Raw genomic sequence first — 15,368 nt, 5'->3', positions numbered from 1 at the left:
CGATCTCAACAGGGGAACTTCCAGGGTAGTCGTGTCAACCTTTGAGATGCCGCCGCATCCAGGGGAGGAGTGCGTCACCCTGGGCGCGCTGGAACGCGCGTACGGTCGGCAGGCCCGGGGGCGGCGGCAGGCGGGACTGGTCCAGGAAATAGCCGACAAAACCCACCACCACGTCCACACCCTCGGCCGGCCGCACCGCGTCGCCGTCACCGCCGTGCACCTCGACGTTCATCGCGAGCAGGGTCAGGTCCAGCCAGTCCGGGCCGTTGCAGGCGTGCGGCCAGTCCACGAACCAGACGTCGCCGGCCGCGGTGATCAGCATGTTGTCCGGGCGGATGTCGAGGTGGACCAGGGTGTCGCCGGTCAGCGAGGCCAGGCCGCGCCCCGCCGTCGCGACGAGATCGTCCAGCCGGGGCCGCAGCCAGGGGTCGAGGTCGGCCGGCGGGTCGGCCGCGACGCGGCTCCACCCGCCGAAGTCGGTGGCCAGGGTCTCCGCGGCGGTGCGGCCGCGCGGGAACGGCGACGGCGTGAGGGAGCGGGCCAGGTCGGTCACCGCGCTCACGGCCGCGTCGAGTTCGTCCTTCACCCAGGGGGTACGGGGGTGCCGGCCGTCGATGTCGTCGAACACGAGCACGACCCAGTGGCCGTCGTCGAAGGTCCCTCGCAAGCGGGGCGCGTTCGTGGACGCGGGCAGGGCGGCGCAGATCTCCGCCTCCTGCCGGGCCAGCTCGGCCGATCGCGGGTTCTGGTCGGGGCTGACCGCCTTCACGAACGCACGGTCACCGGCGGCGGTGGTGACGCGGTCGGCCGTACCCGGGGAGAAACCGCCGCTCTGGGAGACAGCCTCGGTGACCGGGCTCTTCAGGATCGCGGCCACCGCCCCCTGAACCTCCCCGGGCAGATCGCGCCAGCCGAGGCGTGCGCCGCCGATCGCCGGGATCATGCCTCTCACCTCCGTTTGTGGTGCCGGGTCCCCAGATGAGAGAACCCTGGCAGTCCCGTCTCGATTACGAAACGGGTTTTCCCAGGTCATCCGGGACGGCCGGAAAGTGTCACAGCCCGATGGCAAGGTGTCTGCCATGAGCGCACCCGCCATCGAGACCGACGCACTGGTCAAGACCTTCGGCGACAACCGCGCGGTCGACGGGGTCGATCTCAGCGTGCCCGCCGGAACCGTGTACGGCCTGCTCGGTCCCAACGGCGCGGGCAAGACCACCGTGGTCCGCATGCTGGCCACGCTGCTCCGGCCCGACGGCGGCTCGGCGCGGGTCTTCGGCCACGACGTCGTGCGCGAGGCCGACGCGGTCCGCGCCCAGGTCAGCCTGACCGGGCAATACGCGTCGGTCGACGAAGACCTGACCGGCCACGAGAACCTGATCCTGCTGGCCCGGCTGCTCGGCTACCGCAAGACCGAGGCGCGCGCCCGGGCCGGCCAACTGCTCGAGGCGTTCGGCCTGACCGACGCCGCCGACCGGCAGGTGAAGAAGTACAGCGGCGGCATGCGCCGGCGGCTCGACATCGGCGCCAGCATCCTCAGCACCCCCGAGCTGCTGTTCCTCGACGAGCCGACCACCGGGCTCGACCCGCGCAGCCGCAACCAGGTGTGGGACATCATCCGGGTGGTGGTGGCCAACGGCACCACGGTGCTGCTCACCACCCAATACCTCGACGAGGCCGACCAGCTCGCCGGGCGCATCGCGGTGATCGACCACGGCAAGGTGATCGCCGAGGGCACGCCCGGGCAGCTGAAGTCCTCGATCGGGGCGGGCACGGTGCATGTGCGCCTGCGAGACGCGGAACAGCGACCCGAGGCCGAGCGGGTGCTCTCCTCGACCCTGGGCTCCGCGGTGTCGCTCGACGCCGACCCGGTCGCCCTCACCGCGCGGGTCGACGCCGCCGAGCCCGCGTCCCGGGCCCTGGCCGCGCTGGCCGCGGCCGACATCGTCGTCGACGAGTTCTCCCTCGGCCAGCCCAGCCTGGACGAGGTCTTCCTGGCCCTGACCGAGGTGAAATCATGACCACCACAGCCGCCGAGGCCGTTGCCTACAAGCCGTCGCCCGAGACCCTGGCCGCCGTGCTCACCCGTGGCGACCGGCCACGCCGCCCGAGCGCCTGGTCGGCGTCGGTGACGTTCGGCTGGCGGGCGATGCTGAAGATCAAGCACGTCCCCGAGCAGCTGTTCGACGTCACGGCGTTCCCGATCATCATGACGCTGATGTTCACCTACCTCTTCGGCGGTGCGCTGGCCGGCTCGACCGGCGACTACCTGCAGTTCTTCCTCCCCGGCATCATGGTCACCAGCGTCGTCATGATCACCATGTATACCGGCGTCGGCCTCAACACCGACATCGAGAAGGGCGTCTTCGACCGCTTCCGCACCCTGCCGGTGTGGCGCCCGTCCGCCCTGATCGGCATGATCTTCGGCGACGTGATGCGCTACCTGCTGGCCGCCACGGTCATCCTGGCCGTCGGCCTGATCCTGGGCTTCCGCCCCGCCGGCGGCCCGATGGGCGTGATCGCCGGCATGGTGCTGCTGGTCATCTTCTCGTTCGCCTTCTCCTGGGTGTGGACGATGTTCGGCCTGATCCTCCGCTCCGAGAAATCCGTGATGGGCGTCAGCATGATGGTGCTGTTCCCCCTGACCTTCCTCAGCAACGTCTTCGTCGAGCCGCGCACGATGCCCGGGTGGTTGCAGGCTTTCGTCAACATCAACCCCATCACCCACCTGGTCGGCGCCGTCCGCTCCACGATGGAGGGCAGCTGGGACATGAGCGAGATCACCTGGACCCTGATAGCCAGCGCCGTCCTGGTAGCCGTCTTCGGCACCTTGACCATGCGCTTCTACAACCGCAAATGACCCCCGCCCCGCACCACCCCGCCACCCCTTCCCGCCGCGGCCGTCCAGCCGCCGCCGGCGTTCACGCCCCCTCCGCCGCGTCTTCTGGCCGGGCGGCTGATGTCGAGGCTGGCCGAGCCGCTCTGCCCGCGCTTGATATCACCGAGTGGCAGGCTCAGCTGCTGGCCGCGGCCGAGGAGTCCAACCGCGCCCGGGCGGCCCGGGCGGCGGAGCGGCGCGAGAAGGCCGAGCGTCGCAAGGCCGGCATGGCGTCCCGTCACGCTTGGCGCCAGCTTCACCTCGACGCCCGAGCAGCCGACGCCGATCGGCGTCCCCCGCACTGACGTCGAGCCACTCCGCAATCCCGCGCGACGGATCGGCCGCGCGGTGGCTGGTCCAGTCGTGCCAGGTCGGCGCCGCCAGCGCGGCGCGGCTGGTGTCCGGTCCGCGGTGCGGCGCGTGTGTCAGGTTCGCGGCGCGGTGCAGGGCGGTGTGTCAGGTCGATGCGGCCCGATCGGGGCGACAGCTGACCAGCTTGCGGTTGGTGCATCGAGACTGCTGGGGATCGGCGGGCGGCTCACGTGGCCTGTTGATGGCCACGTGAGCCGCCCTGGTCGCCGACGCCCCTCCGCGCCGGCGCCCGTTCTTGGCCGGCCGCCGTTCTTTGTCGGCGGCTCGGGGCGTCGGCGGGGCCGGCGGGGGAGCTGGCGTGCAGGTTTGGTTTGGCGTTCCCCGCGCTTGAGCGTCTATGCCTCGTGGGGTCTTTGGGCGATCAGATCTGCCCCGATGGGTGGTCTTCGCCTGGGCGGATCTTGTGCCTGGCCGGTGGGGCTTCTTCGCCGACACCTTCCTGATCTAGGACGACGGGCTGCTCCTGGTCAGGTCAAGCGGGAGAGCGGGGAAGTGGTTCGTTCGAGGGCGGGGTGGAGGGCGTGTGGGCTGTGGGTGGGGAGGCTTCGCCTGGCTCTCGGTCAGTAGGGCGGTGACCGGTGACGTGCTCGGGGGATGGGGTGGTGGGGCGGGGCGGACGCGTTTGGGCGACGGGTTCTGGAAGGGCGGGGTGGAAGCGGATGGTGGCTTGAAGGTCTGCGCTTGGGGTCGCGGCGGGACGTTGAAGAGAAGGGGATCAGGGCCGCTATTGCTATTGCCAGGAAGAGGCGGGCGTTTGTCCACAGGGGAGTTCCTAGGGCCGTTATGGGGAGGAGCATTACGGCCAGGACGGTGATGGGCCACGCGGCTTGGGACGGGGTGATGCGCGGTAGGCGGCCGCTTATCGGCGACCATGCGCTCAAGCGTGATTTGACCGTGCCCGGCGTCGACCTCCCGTTCGGCGTGGCGTCCACGATTCGGCCGTTGGGCGCCGGGGCGGCTGGCGGCTGCTGGGTGGTGGTGGGGGCAGGCAGTCCGCGGGTGGTGGTGGGCGCCGGCAGTCTGCGGGTGGTGGTGGTCGGCATTTCGCGGGTGGTGGGGGCCGGCGGTGGTGGGCTGGAAACGCCGGTGGTCTGAGGCTGGGGAACGCGGGTGGTCAAGGGGAGGAAGGCGGCCAGGACCAGCCAGGTTTGGTGGTGGGTCCAGGAGACGGGGGAGAGGACGACGCTGGCGGCGCCGGTGATTGTTGTTGCGGTTAGCCAACTGTTGTTTCTGGCTGCTTGGGAGGCTCGGTATAAGGCTGCGGCGGCTATGGCGCCGCCGACGGTGATGGTTATTGCTGTTCTTGGGTCTGGGGGGAGGTCCAGGCGTAGGAGCATGCCGTTCAAGGACTGGTTGCCTGGTGAGGTGATGTGTCCTAGGCGGCTTACGTGGAAGATCTCTTCGGTCCAGAAGCGCCAGGTGTCTGTGGGGGTGGCAATGGCGGCTGCGGTGGTGCAGGCGGCGAAGGTTGCGGTGGCGCGTAGGGCGGCTCGGCGGTTGGCGGCCAGGAACAGCATCGGGATGAAGATCAGAGGGGTCAGTTTTATGGCTGCGGCTGCTCCGATCAGGACGCCGGACCACTTGGTTCTTCTCAGCGCCAGGAGGTCGGTGGCTACCGCGGCGGTCAGGAAGATGCTCACCTGGCCGAAGCGGATGTTTGAGCTGAATGGCGCGGACAGCGTCAAAGCCAGGGCCGGCCAACCTGCGTTTCTGGTCAGGAGATTCGGGGTGGAGGCGGTGGCTGAGAGGGAATGGGCGGCCAGGAAAGCCAGGGCGGCGACCGTTGCGATGGTGGCTGCGGTCCAGAGGAATTGCACTGTTGCCACGGGGAGGTCGGCCAGCGGGCGGAACAGCAGGGCCGCGAATGGTGGGTAGGTGAAAGGCGCGTCGCCTCGGATGAAGTCGTAGAGGCTGGGGGAACTCACCGCGCCCAGATAGACGTGGAGGTCGGACAGGCGGTCTTCGACGGGGCGGGACAGGGCGGCCCAGGCCGTCACGGCTGCTGCTGTCAGTGCTCCGGCCCAGGCCAGTTGACTGCGTCCCATGGTAGGAACTCTACATAGGGGGTTGGCGGCGGGCTAGGGCTGTGGTGAAGCCGTTATGTGGGAGTGGGTTCGGTCAGGCGGAGGGTCAGGGCGGCGGCCAGGAGGGCGGTGGCGGCCAGGCCCGCGGGGTGGGTGGCGAAGCCGAAGCCGAAGACGGCGGAATGGTCGAGGACGCGGTGGGCCAGGGCTGTGGGATCGGCTGCGGCCAGGAGGGTGGCCTGGCAGGCGGCGACCGCGGTCAGGGCTGCCGTGCCGCCGAGTGTCGCCTGGCGCCGGGGTGAGCCCGCGGGACCGAGCGCGATGGTGACGGCGCGGCGGGCGCGGGCGGTGGAAGCACGGTCGGCGGTGGCGCGGCCGGTGGAGGCGCGGCCGGTGGAGGCGCGGCTTTGGGGTTCTGTCGAGGTAGCTGCCTGGATGCGGCGGGAGAAGGCCAGGGCCAGGACGAAGACCGTGCAGAGGAGCAGGGGTGCGGTCAGGACGGTGGCGTTGCCCAGGAGTACGGCTGAGGCGTGGGTCGGGGCGGCGTCTGCCGGCAGGAGTGCGGCTGGGCTCAGGACTGGGCCGAAGGCGGTCGTGTCGGCGGGAAGCAAGGAGAGCGGGAACCACAGCGGGGCGGACCACGGGCTGATGCCGAGGGTGTGCGCGGCGTTGAGGGAGCCGGCGACCGTGGCGGCGATCAAAGAAATGACGCTGCCGGCCAGGAGAGTGGCGACGCCCGGTCCGCGGAAGGCGGTGGCCGGCCGCCGGGATGCGCGGCGGGACGTGGGCGAGCCAGCGGGGGAAGGGAGTGCGGCGGCGCGGCGGGTGGAGAGGAAGAGGGTGGTCAGGAGGGTTGTGGACCAGGTGGCTATGGCGGGGGCCACGTCTTGGAAGCCCATGAAGGGCATGACGGATACCGCGTTGCCCAGGAAGAGGAAGGCGAAGAGCGGCGGGGTGATCAGGGCGGTGGCCGCGAGGGGGGAGAGGCGGGTTCGGGTGGCCGCCACGGCCATCAGGGCTGCCGCGGGGAGGATCAGCCAGGGGGCTGTGGTGTGGACGGCGTTGCTCAAGGTCGCGGCCAGGAGGGTGGCACCGGCGGCGGTTGCCACGGTTGTTGTGCGGTGGGACCAGGACGGGCCGTCTGCTGTCGGTGCCACGGCGAGACTGCCCGCGTACATCAGCATTTGAAAGCGCGATGAGCGCAGGACGGACAACTCAGCTTGCCACTCACGCAGCAGGTCCGCGGCGATGTCGGGGGGCCAGCGGCGCGCGGCCACGGCCAGCAGAAGAAGGCAGAGCCTCATGCGGGGGACTCGCCCAGGACGGGAGCGCCCGACATCTGCTGTCGCATCGCCGCCACCTCGCGCCGGGCGGACGTCGCGCCCTCGGCGGTCAGCAGGTAGTAGCGGCGGGCGGGGCGGCCCTCGGCGGCCGGATCGGTTTCTTCCCAGCGCGACTCGACCCAGCCGGCGCGTTCCAGGCGGACCAGGACCGGGTAGAGCGTGCCGCTGGGCAGGCCGGTCGCCTGCATGAGTTGCAGGCCGTAGCGCTCGGCGCCGCCGGCCGCCAGCAGCGCGGCCACGACCTTGAGCACCGATGCCGTCATCCTGGGCATGTACGCACCCTACATAGGGTCGGCCACCCGCGGAAGGGTCACCGTGACCACCAGGCCGCCGTCCGGCCTGGCCATGGCCCGGGCCTCGCCGTTGTGGGCCCGCGCGACCGCCCGGACGATCGACAGGCCGAGGCCGGCGCCGGGGGAGGCCAGGCGTTCCGTGCCGAGCCGGCGGAACGGCTCGAAAAGGCCCTCGACCTCGTACGGCGGCACCACCGGTCCGCTGTTGCCCACCTCGACGAACGCGTTCGGCCCGTGCGTGCCGGTGACCACGCACACCCAGCCGCCGGGCACGTTGTGCCGCAGACCGTTCTCGATCAGGTTCTGCACCATGCGTTCGAGCAGCACGGGGTCGCCGTGCACGGGCGCCTCAGCCAGCTTGGTGTCGGCGGTGTCGGCCACGTGGTCGGCGATGTCGGCCAGGTCCACGTAGGAGTGCGCGGCCGGCTCCCGCTCCGACTTCGCCAGCATGAGCAGGCCGTCGATCAGACGGCCGTGCCGGTCGTTGATGGCCAGCAGCGTGTCGCCGAGCTGGCGCATCTCGGGCGGCACCCGCTCGGGGGTCAGCGCGACCTCGAGCAAGGTCCGGTTCAAGGTCAGGGGGGTACGCAACTCGTGCGACGCGTTCGCGATGAACCTCCGCTGCCCGTCGAAGGCGTGGTCCAGCCGGGTCAGCATCAGGTCGAACGTGTCGGCCAGCCGTTTGATCTCGTCGTCGGGACCTTCCAGGGCGATCCGCTCGCGCAGGCGGCCGTCGGCGGCGGGCGCGTCGGCGATCCGGCGGGCGGTGGCGGTGATCCGGTTCAGCGGTTGCAGCAGCAGGCCGGCGATCAGCCAGCCCAGCGCGATCGCCGCCGCGGCGACGATGACCAGCGCGAGACCGCCCTGGGTGAGCAGCGTGTACACCGTGCTCTCCCGCGCCTCCTCGGTGAACCGCTGGATGACGGTGGTGTCGCCGCCGACCAGGCCGGGGTCCGGGATCTTCGCCCGCACCATCAGGTTGGAGGGCAGCTCCCGGGACACCAGCACCGCGGTGACGCCCAGCAGGATCAGACCGGCGAGCAGGAACAACCCGCCGTACACGAGGGTCAGCCGGAGTCTCATCGGATGCGGTACCCCACTCCCGGTTCGGTCAGCACCACGGCGGGATCGCCGAGTTTGCGGCGTAGCTTCAGGATGGTCATCCGGACGGCGTGCGTGAAGGGGTCGGCGTTCTCGTCCCACGCCTTCTCCAGCAGCGACTCGGCCGAGACCGCGGTCCCGTCGGCGCGCAGCAGCTCGGCCAGCACCGCGAACTCCTTGCGGGACAACGGCACATAGCGGCCGTCCCGGAACACCTCGCGCCGGTGCGGGTCGAGGCTGATCCCGGCGCGGCGCAGCACCGGGGGAGCGGCGGCCCGGGACCGGCGGCCCAGCGCGGCCACCCGGGCGATCAGCTCGCGCAGCTCGAACGGCTTCGGCAGGTAGTCGTCGGCGCCAAGTTCGAGCCCGTCGACCCGGTCGTCGACGCTGCTCGCCGCGGTCAGCATGATCACCCGCATCGGCCCGCCCACGTCGGCGATCCGGCGGCACACCTCGTCGCCGTGCACCACCGGCAGGTCGCGGTCGAGGACCACCACGTCGTAGTCGTGCACATCGGTGCGTTCCAGGGCGGCGCCACCGTCGTAGACCACGTCCACGGCGTGCGCCTGCTGCCGTAGTCCGGCCGCCACCGCGTCGGCCAGCAACGGCTCGTCCTCGACCACCAGGATGCGCATCCCCATATGGTGACCCACGGTTACGTCATCCGGGCGTCACCGTTTTCGCTGACGCCCGGGAAATGCGACACGTCCTTGACTGGGCGGCATGCGAAGAACACTGCTTCTCATCCCGGTCCTGGCGCTCGCGGCCTGCGCGCCGCCCGCGCAAGATCCTTCGGTGGCGACCGCGAACGGCGGCGCCACCCCGACGGCCAGCGCCGCCGCCACCGGCAAGGACGGCGGCTTCGACCCGACCAAGCTCGCCAAGTGCATGCGGGAGAACGGCGTCCCGGACTTCCCCGACCCCGAGGTGGACGGGGGTCGAATCTCGATCAAGATGCCCGAAGGCGTACGCCGGGAAGTCGCCGAGAAGGCGATGCAGGCGTGCATGCAGTTCCAGCCGAACGGCGGCCAGCCCGGCAAGGCCGACCCGGCGATGACCGCGAAGCTGCGCGAGCTGTCCAAGTGCATGCGGGCCAACGGCGTGCCGGACTTCCCGGACCCCAGCGCCGACGGCGGCATCGAGATCAAGAACGACAAGGACGGCGGCGGCATCGACCCCGAGAGCGAGTCGTTCAAGAAGGCCGAGGAGGCGTGCAAGCAGTTCCGGCCGGAACCGCCGGACGGCAACGGCCAGAAGGACGTCGAGCAGAAGGCGGGTTCGTGAAGCGGGCGGGGGTGGTCGTGGCCGCGGTCGTCACCGTGGGCGCGGCCACCGCGGCCGCCGTCATGGTCGGGCTGCCGGAGGCGGAGGGCGGCAGCGGCGGCGAGACGGACGCGATGCCACCGGCCACGGCCTCCGTCACGCGCGGCACGCTGATCGACCGCGAGGAGAAATCCGGCGATCTGGGGTACGGGGACACGACGGCGATCTCCGCCCGGTCGGACGGGACGCTCACCGCGATCGCCGCCGCGGGCACCACCCTGACCCGGGGCCGACCGGTGTACCGCCTCGACAACAAGCCGGTCGTGCTGCTCTACGGGACGCTGCCGGCGTACCGGACGCTTCGCTCCGGTCTGGACGGCAACGACGTCAAGCAACTCGAGACGAACCTGTGGGCGCTGGGCTACCGCGGCTTCACGGTGGACAAGGAGTACACCTCGGCCACCGCCGGCGCCGTCGAGGAGTGGCAGGACGACCTGGGCCTCACCGAGACCGGCACGGTCGAACCGGCCCAGGTCGTGATCGCCCCCGGGCCGGTCCGCGTGGACAGCCTGAGCGCCGCCAAGGGCGACCTGGCCCAGCGCGGCGCCGCCCTGCTCAACCTGACCTCGACCACCCGCGTCGTGGAGGTGCGGCTCGAGCTGGCCGACCAGCGGCTGGCCAAGGTCGGCGCGGCCACCCGGATCACGCTCCCGGACGACAGCACGGTGGCCGGGAAGATCACCAAGGCCGAGACCGTCGTCGTGCCGGGCGAGGGCCAGGAACCGGACAGCACCGCCATCGAGGTCACCGTCGCCTTCGCCCAGGGCAAGCAGCCGAAGGGCCTGAACGAGGCCGCGGTGTCCGTGGCGTTCACCGCGTCGCAGGCCAAGGACGTGCTGACCGTCCCGGTGGGCGCGCTGCTGGCGCTGGCCGAGGGCGGCTACGGCGTCGAGGTGGTCGAGGGCTCGGCCACCAAGATCGTCGCCGTCAAGGCCGGCATGTTCGCCGACGGCAAGGTCGAGATCACCGGCGACGGGATCGCCGAGGGCACCGTCGTGGGGGTTCCGGCATGACCGGGCCGGCCGTCGTCGAGCTCGAGCGCGTCTCCAAGACCTACGCCGGCGGCGTCACCGCGCTGGACGACGTCAGCCTCCGGATCGAGCGCGGCGAGTTCGTCGCGATCGTCGGCCCGTCCGGCTCAGGCAAGTCGACGATGCTCCACCTGATCGGCACGCTGGACCGGCCCTCGTCCGGGTGGGTCAGCATCGACGGGTACGACGTGAGCGTGCTGTCCGACCGACAGTTGTCGGCCCTGCGCGCCCAGCGGATCGGCTTCGTCTTCCAGCACTTCCACCTGGCGCCGGGCCGGGACATCGTCTCCAATGTGGCCGACGGGCTGCTCTATTCGGGCGTACCCGAGAAGCAGCGCAAGCTGGCCGCCGAGGCCGCCCTGGTCCGGGTCGGGCTCGGCGACCGTCTCACCCACCGGCCGCACGAGCTCTCCGGCGGCGAACGGCAACGCGTGGCGGTGGCCCGGGCGGTGGTCGGCGAGCCGACGCTGCTGCTCGCCGACGAGCCCACCGGCAACCTCGACTCGGCGTCCGGCGCGTCGGTGATCGAGCTGCTCACCGAGCTGCACGCGGCCGGGACCACGGTCCTGGTGATCACCCACGACCTGTCGATCGCGGGCTCGCTGCCGCGGCAGGTGCCGATGATGGACGGGCGGGTGATCGCATGATCGTTTTGAGAAAGATGCGGCCGAGGGACGTCCTGCTCGTCGGCGCGACCGGTCTGCGGGCCCGGCCGACGCGCGCGGTCCTGTCGGCGCTGGGCATCGCGATCGGCATCGCGGCCATGGTCTCGGTGGTCGGCATCTCCGCCTCCAGCGCCGCCGACCTGGACCGCAAGCTGGCCGCGCTCGGCACCAACCTGCTGACCGTGGGGCCGGGCCGGACGATGTTCGGCGACGACGCCTACCTGCCCGACGAGTCGGTCGCCATGATCGGGCGGATCGGCCCGGTCCGGCAGGTCGCGGCGACCGGCGCGGTGCCGGACACCAAGGCGTACCGCAACGACCGGATCCCGGCGGCCGAGACCGGCGGTCTTTCGGTACGCGCGGCCGGCCTGACCCTGCCGGGCACGGTCGGGGCCTCGCTGCGATCCGGCGTCTGGCTCAACGCGGCGACGGCGCGATACCCGGCGACGGTGCTCGGCGCCGAGGCGGCCACCCGCCTCGGCATCGGCCGCGTCGGCGTGAACGTGCTGCTTGGCGGCCGTACCTTCGCCGTGGTCGGCATCCTGGAGCCGGTCCCGCTGGCGTCCGAACTCGACAGCGCGGTCCTGATCGGCTGGCCGGTCGCGCACGACCTGCTGGGCTTCGACGGGCACCCGACCACGGTCTACACCCGCGCCGACGACGCCCAGGTCACCGCGGTGCAGGCGGTGCTGGCGGCCACCGCCAACCCGTCGGCGCCGAACGAGGTCGAGGTGTCCCGGCCGTCCGACGCGCTGGCCGCCCGGGAGGCCACCGACCAGACGTTCACCGCGCTGCTGCTCGGCCTGGGCGCGGTGGCGCTGCTGGTCGGCGGCATCGGGGTCGCCAACACCATGGTGATCTCGGTGCTGGAACGCCGCTCCGAGATCGGGCTGCGCCGTTCGCTGGGCGCGACCCGCGGCCAGATCCGCACCCAGTTCGTGGCCGAGTCGCTGCTGTTGTCCCTGCTCGGCGGCATCGGTGGCGGGGTGCTCGGAGCGGTGGTCACCTCCGGGTACGCCGTGCTACAGGGCTGGCCCGCGGTCGTACCCGTCTGGGTGCTCGCCGGCGGCGTCGGCGCGACCGTGCTGATCGGCGCGCTGGCCGGGCTCTACCCCGCGGTCCGCGCGTCCCGGCTCTCCCCGACGGAGGCCCTGGCCAACGTGTGATCGCCGGCGGGATGGGCGACATCCGGTTCGCCGAGTTCCTTGAACTCGCGGCGAACCGGATGTCCGGTCAACGCCACCAGCCGCAATGTGGCCCGTCCGCGGGGTTGGTGGCCAGCGTTCAGAATCGAAACATTGACGAAACGCACTGTTCATACCTACAGTTTCAGCACGAGAGAGCGCTCTCTCTGACGGCTCAGGCCGGTCGCAATCAGTGGAGGCGTGATGGAACCAAGCGGTCCTCTCCGGTCTTTCCGGACTCTCGTTCTGACGGTCGCCGCGGCCGTCGTGGCCGGCGTCGGAGCGGTCGCCCTCAGCGGCACGGCCGACGCGGGCACGGTCGGCTCGGGAAGCTACACCGAGACCCTGCCGGCCGGCGCCAGCCTGCCGGTCGGCTGCGGTGACCTGGCCACCAACCCGCGCCAGTTCATGACCGCCAACGCGCCGGCCGGCCCGGTGCCGACCAACGACTGGTGGTCGTCGCTGGTCTACAAGAAGTTCGACTGCGCGTACAGCGAGAACCTGCACGCGCACCCGACGAGCTACGACACCACGTCGGGCGGGCTGGGTTTCTCGTACAACACCACGCCGCAGATCAGTGGCTCGTCCACCGGTGTGGGCGAGTACCACTACATCTACCAGGAGGATTTCACCGCCGGGGTGGCCGGGCTGAACGCCCCGCGGACCCTGGTCGACTCCTGGACCGACTGGACCGTCACCCCGTACTGGAGTGACGGCACCCGCACCATGAAGGCGACCATCGGACACGGGCTGCCGTTCGCGTACTTCCAGGTCACCGGGGGCAACGCGCAGATCACCGCGAAGAGCACCCCAACCATCTGGTCCAACAGCGGATCGCGGATCGGCTACTCGGTCGCCGGCAAGGACTACGTCGCGTACGCGCCGACCGGCGCCACCTGGTCGGTCAGCGGCAACGTCATCACGTCCACGCTGGGCGGCAAGGGTTACTTCTCGATCGCGGTGCTGCCGAGCGGTGTCGCCGACAAGGTCGCGCTGGCGACCAGCTACGGCGCCTACGCGCACAACCACGTCACGGGCACCCGGGTGTCGTACTCGTACAACCAGGCCACCAGCCGGGTCAACACGACGTACGCCTACACCACCACCGCCCGCGAGGGTTCGGGCAGCGGAACCGTCATCGGGCTGTACCCGCACCAGTGGCGGGCGTTGACCGGGTCCACCCCGATCACACCGACCTACGTCACCGCCCGCGGAGCCATGAAGGTTCTGGTGGGCGCTTCCTCGTACACCACCTCGGCGGTCTTCAACGGGGTTCTGCCCGAGGTGCCCGCGGTGGCCGACAGCGCCGGCGCCGACCTCGCCACCCTCAACGGCTATCTCGACCAGGTCAAGAACAACCCGGTCAGCCCGGTGAACAACGACACCTACTGGACCGGCAAGGCCCTCGGCATCGGCTCGCGGATCGCGGAGATCGCCGACCAGCTCGGCCGCACCGACGTACGCGACACCGCGCTGGCGGCCATCCGCACGCAGCTGAACCAGTGGCTCACCGCCACGCCCGGCGAGACGCAGAAGCTGTTCTACTACGACCGGAACTGGGGCACGCTGATCGGCTACCCGGCGTCGTACGGGTCCGACGCCGAGCTCAACGACCACCACTTCCACTACGGCTACTACATCGCCGCCGCGGCGACACTGGCCAAGTTCGACCCGTCATGGGCCGCGAACTCGGCGTACGGCGGCATGGTTGATCTGTTGATCCGCGACGCCAACAACTATGACCGCGGCGACAACCGGTTCCCGTACCTCCGCGACTTCGACATCTACGCCGGGCACGACTGGGCGGCCGGGCACGGCGCGTTCTTCGCCGGCAACAACCAGGAGTCCTCGTCCGAGGGGATGAACTTCGCCAACGCCCTGATCCAATGGGGACAGGCGACCGGCAACACCGCGATCCGCGACGCCGGCGTCTTCATCTGGACGACCCAGTCGGCCGCGATCAACGAGTACTGGTTCGACACCCGCAACGAGAACTTCCCGGCGGCGTTCGGCCACGGCACGGTCGGCATGGTCTGGGGCGACGGCGGCGCGTACGCCACCTGGTTCGCCTCGGCGCCCGAGCAGATCCACGGCATCAACATGCTGCCGGTCACCGGCGGGCACTTCTACCTGGGCAACGACCCCGCGTACGTGCGGCGTAACTACGCCGAGATGGTCACCAACGCCGGCCACGAACCGGCGCTCTGGCAGGACATCGCCTGGCAGTACCTGGCCCTCGGCGACGGCGACGCGGCGCTGACCAAGTTCCGGGCCAACAGCGGCTACACGCCGGAGGAGGGCGAGACCAAGGCGCACACGTTCCACTGGATCCGCAACCTGGCCGCCCTGGGCACGACCGACCTCACCGTCACCGCGAACCATCCGCTGGCCCGGGTCTTCACCAAGAACGGCGCCAAGACGTACGTCGCCTCCAACATCACCAACTCAGCGCTCACGGTGACCTTCTCGGACGGCCGGGTGCTCGCGGCGCCCGCCGGTCGGACGGTCGCCAGCGGGGCCCTCTCGTGGTCGGGCGGCAACGCCACCGGCGGAGGGATCACGCCGCCGTCGGACCCGCCGTCGGACCCGCCTTCCGATCCGCCTTCCGATCCTCCGACGGACCCGCCTTCTTCCCCGGTGCGTCATCTGCAGGCCGGCGGCGCCCTGACCGCCGAAGCCGGGAGTGCCGGCACCGCTACCGTGGCCAAGTCGACGGGCGCCAACGACAACCAGCCGCACTCGCCGACCACGTTCACCGCGACCGGGCTCAACCTGGCCTACCGCTCCGGCGGCGCGACCGCCTTCGGCCTCTCGGTGGACTCGGCCACCTCGGTCGGCAACGCCACCCAGGTCCGCGTCTCGTACGACCTGACCGGCAACGGCAGCTTCGACCGGGTCGAGACGTTCCGCTACTTCGCCACCGACCCGGTCACCGGGTGGGAGCGGTACTCCGAGGCGGCCGGCCAGATCACCACCACCGGGGCGTTCGGCAACCTGGCCAACGGGACGGTCAAGCTGGAGATCTGGAGCGCTATCGGCTCGGCGCCCAGCACGGTGTCGCTGGGTTCACTCTCGACGGTGACCCTGCCCTATCAGTGACGCGCTCTCACGGTGTATCGGTGGGCCGCGCTGTCCGGATGGACGGTGCGGCCCGCCC

At 70.9% G+C, this 15,368-nt stretch carries 13 protein-coding genes and 1 pseudogene; 8 read left to right on the top strand and 6 right to left on the bottom strand.

The window, feature by feature from the left end; translation table 11 throughout:
- Positions 1-34: 34 nt before the first annotated feature.
- Positions 35-943 (bottom strand): phosphotransferase, encoded by a 909-nt coding sequence (locus AB0M54_RS16450; RefSeq protein ID WP_364471966.1) that lies wholly within the window; start codon positions 941-943, stop codon positions 35-37.
- A gap of 136 nt (positions 944-1,079) precedes the next feature.
- On the opposite strand from AB0M54_RS16450, the gene AB0M54_RS16445 reads away from it, so the two are divergent.
- The 3 genes from AB0M54_RS16445 to AB0M54_RS16435 all read left to right on the top strand — a co-directional run bounded on the left by AB0M54_RS16445 (position 1,080) and on the right by AB0M54_RS16435 (position 4,342).
- Positions 1,080-2,018: an ATP-binding cassette domain-containing protein gene (locus tag AB0M54_RS16445; RefSeq protein ID WP_364330967.1), complete on the top strand. Its 939-nt coding sequence runs from the start codon at positions 1,080-1,082 to the stop codon at positions 2,016-2,018.
- The gene (locus tag AB0M54_RS16440; protein WP_364330968.1) at positions 2,015-2,857 is read left to right on the top strand and encodes an ABC transporter permease; all 843 of its coding nucleotides are present in this window, start codon (positions 2,015-2,017) and stop codon (positions 2,855-2,857) included. Before AB0M54_RS16445 ends, AB0M54_RS16440 begins: the two co-directional genes overlap by 4 nt.
- Positions 2,858-4,057: 1,200 nt before the next feature.
- On the top strand, positions 4,058-4,342 hold the full coding sequence (locus tag AB0M54_RS16435) for a hypothetical protein (protein ID WP_364472294.1): 285 nt from the start codon (positions 4,058-4,060) through the stop codon (positions 4,340-4,342).
- A 134-nt stretch (positions 4,343-4,476) separates the two neighbouring features.
- Here AB0M54_RS16435 and AB0M54_RS16430 read toward each other — a convergent pair.
- The 5 genes and pseudogenes from AB0M54_RS16430 to AB0M54_RS16410 form a co-directional block, all read right to left on the bottom strand.
- A pseudogene (locus AB0M54_RS16430) lies at positions 4,477-5,292 on the bottom strand (glycosyltransferase 87 family protein); the annotation flags it as partial.
- A 53-nt stretch (positions 5,293-5,345) separates the two neighbouring features.
- Positions 5,346-6,575: a hypothetical protein gene (locus tag AB0M54_RS16425; protein ID WP_364471963.1), complete on the bottom strand. Its 1,230-nt coding sequence runs from the start codon at positions 6,573-6,575 to the stop codon at positions 5,346-5,348.
- Entirely contained in the window at positions 6,572-6,886 is a 315-nt protein-coding gene (locus AB0M54_RS16420; protein ID WP_364471960.1) for a PadR family transcriptional regulator, read from the bottom strand. Before AB0M54_RS16420 ends, AB0M54_RS16425 begins: the two co-directional genes overlap by 4 nt.
- A gap of 9 nt (positions 6,887-6,895) precedes the next feature.
- Positions 6,896-7,990 carry a HAMP domain-containing sensor histidine kinase gene (locus AB0M54_RS16415; RefSeq protein ID WP_364330971.1) on the bottom strand — a complete coding sequence of 365 codons (1,095 nt, stop codon included), beginning with the start codon at positions 7,988-7,990 and terminating at the stop codon, positions 6,896-6,898.
- Entirely contained in the window at positions 7,987-8,643 is a 657-nt protein-coding gene (locus tag AB0M54_RS16410; RefSeq protein WP_364330973.1) for a response regulator transcription factor, read from the bottom strand. Before AB0M54_RS16410 ends, AB0M54_RS16415 begins: the two co-directional genes overlap by 4 nt.
- 88 nt (positions 8,644-8,731) lie before the next feature.
- On the opposite strand from AB0M54_RS16410, the gene AB0M54_RS16405 reads away from it, so the two are divergent.
- From AB0M54_RS16405 to AB0M54_RS16385, 5 genes are all read left to right on the top strand, one after another.
- Positions 8,732-9,292 (top strand): hypothetical protein, encoded by a 561-nt coding sequence (locus tag AB0M54_RS16405; RefSeq protein ID WP_364471958.1) that lies wholly within the window; start codon positions 8,732-8,734, stop codon positions 9,290-9,292.
- Positions 9,289-10,344, top strand: a complete 1,056-nt coding sequence (locus tag AB0M54_RS16400) for a peptidoglycan-binding domain-containing protein (protein ID WP_364330978.1) — start codon at positions 9,289-9,291, stop codon at positions 10,342-10,344. Before AB0M54_RS16405 ends, AB0M54_RS16400 begins: the two co-directional genes overlap by 4 nt.
- A complete protein-coding gene (locus AB0M54_RS16395; protein ID WP_364471955.1) occupies positions 10,341-11,009 on the top strand; it encodes an ABC transporter ATP-binding protein in 669 nt (222 codons plus the stop codon). Before AB0M54_RS16400 ends, AB0M54_RS16395 begins: the two co-directional genes overlap by 4 nt.
- On the top strand, positions 11,006-12,193 hold the full coding sequence (locus AB0M54_RS16390) for an ABC transporter permease (protein ID WP_364471952.1): 1,188 nt from the start codon (positions 11,006-11,008) through the stop codon (positions 12,191-12,193). The genes AB0M54_RS16395 and AB0M54_RS16390 overlap by 4 nt, the downstream gene beginning before the upstream one ends.
- Before the next feature lie 285 nt (positions 12,194-12,478).
- Positions 12,479-15,310 carry a glycosyl hydrolase gene (locus AB0M54_RS16385; protein ID WP_364471949.1) on the top strand — a complete coding sequence of 944 codons (2,832 nt, stop codon included), beginning with the start codon at positions 12,479-12,481 and terminating at the stop codon, positions 15,308-15,310.
- Positions 15,311-15,368: the final 58 nt, after the last annotated feature.

It is taken from the genome of Actinoplanes sp. NPDC051470 (assembly GCF_040682035.1).
Lineage (GTDB): Bacteria > Actinomycetota > Actinomycetes > Mycobacteriales > Micromonosporaceae > Actinoplanes.
This window is presented reverse-complemented; position numbering and strand designations above follow the sequence as displayed.

Coding starts and splice junctions, on each gene's coding strand:
- AB0M54_RS16390 (WP_364471952.1), top strand. CDS start 11,006: ATGATCGTTTTGAGAAAGATGCGGCCGAGGGACGTCCTGCTCGTCGGC.
- AB0M54_RS16420 (WP_364471960.1), bottom strand. CDS start 6,886: ATGCCCAGGATGACGGCATCGGTGCTCAAGGTCGTGGCCGCGCTGCTG.
- AB0M54_RS16415 (WP_364330971.1), bottom strand. CDS start 7,990: ATGAGACTCCGGCTGACCCTCGTGTACGGCGGGTTGTTCCTGCTCGCC.
- AB0M54_RS16410 (WP_364330973.1), bottom strand. CDS start 8,643: ATGCGCATCCTGGTGGTCGAGGACGAGCCGTTGCTGGCCGACGCGGTG.
- AB0M54_RS16425 (WP_364471963.1), bottom strand. CDS start 6,575: ATGAGGCTCTGCCTTCTTCTGCTGGCCGTGGCCGCGCGCCGCTGGCCC.
- AB0M54_RS16450 (WP_364471966.1), bottom strand. CDS start 943: ATGATCCCGGCGATCGGCGGCGCACGCCTCGGCTGGCGCGATCTGCCC.
- AB0M54_RS16445 (WP_364330967.1), top strand. CDS start 1,080: ATGAGCGCACCCGCCATCGAGACCGACGCACTGGTCAAGACCTTCGGC.
- AB0M54_RS16395 (WP_364471955.1), top strand. CDS start 10,341: ATGACCGGGCCGGCCGTCGTCGAGCTCGAGCGCGTCTCCAAGACCTAC.
- AB0M54_RS16440 (WP_364330968.1), top strand. CDS start 2,015: ATGACCACCACAGCCGCCGAGGCCGTTGCCTACAAGCCGTCGCCCGAG.
- AB0M54_RS16405 (WP_364471958.1), top strand. CDS start 8,732: ATGCGAAGAACACTGCTTCTCATCCCGGTCCTGGCGCTCGCGGCCTGC.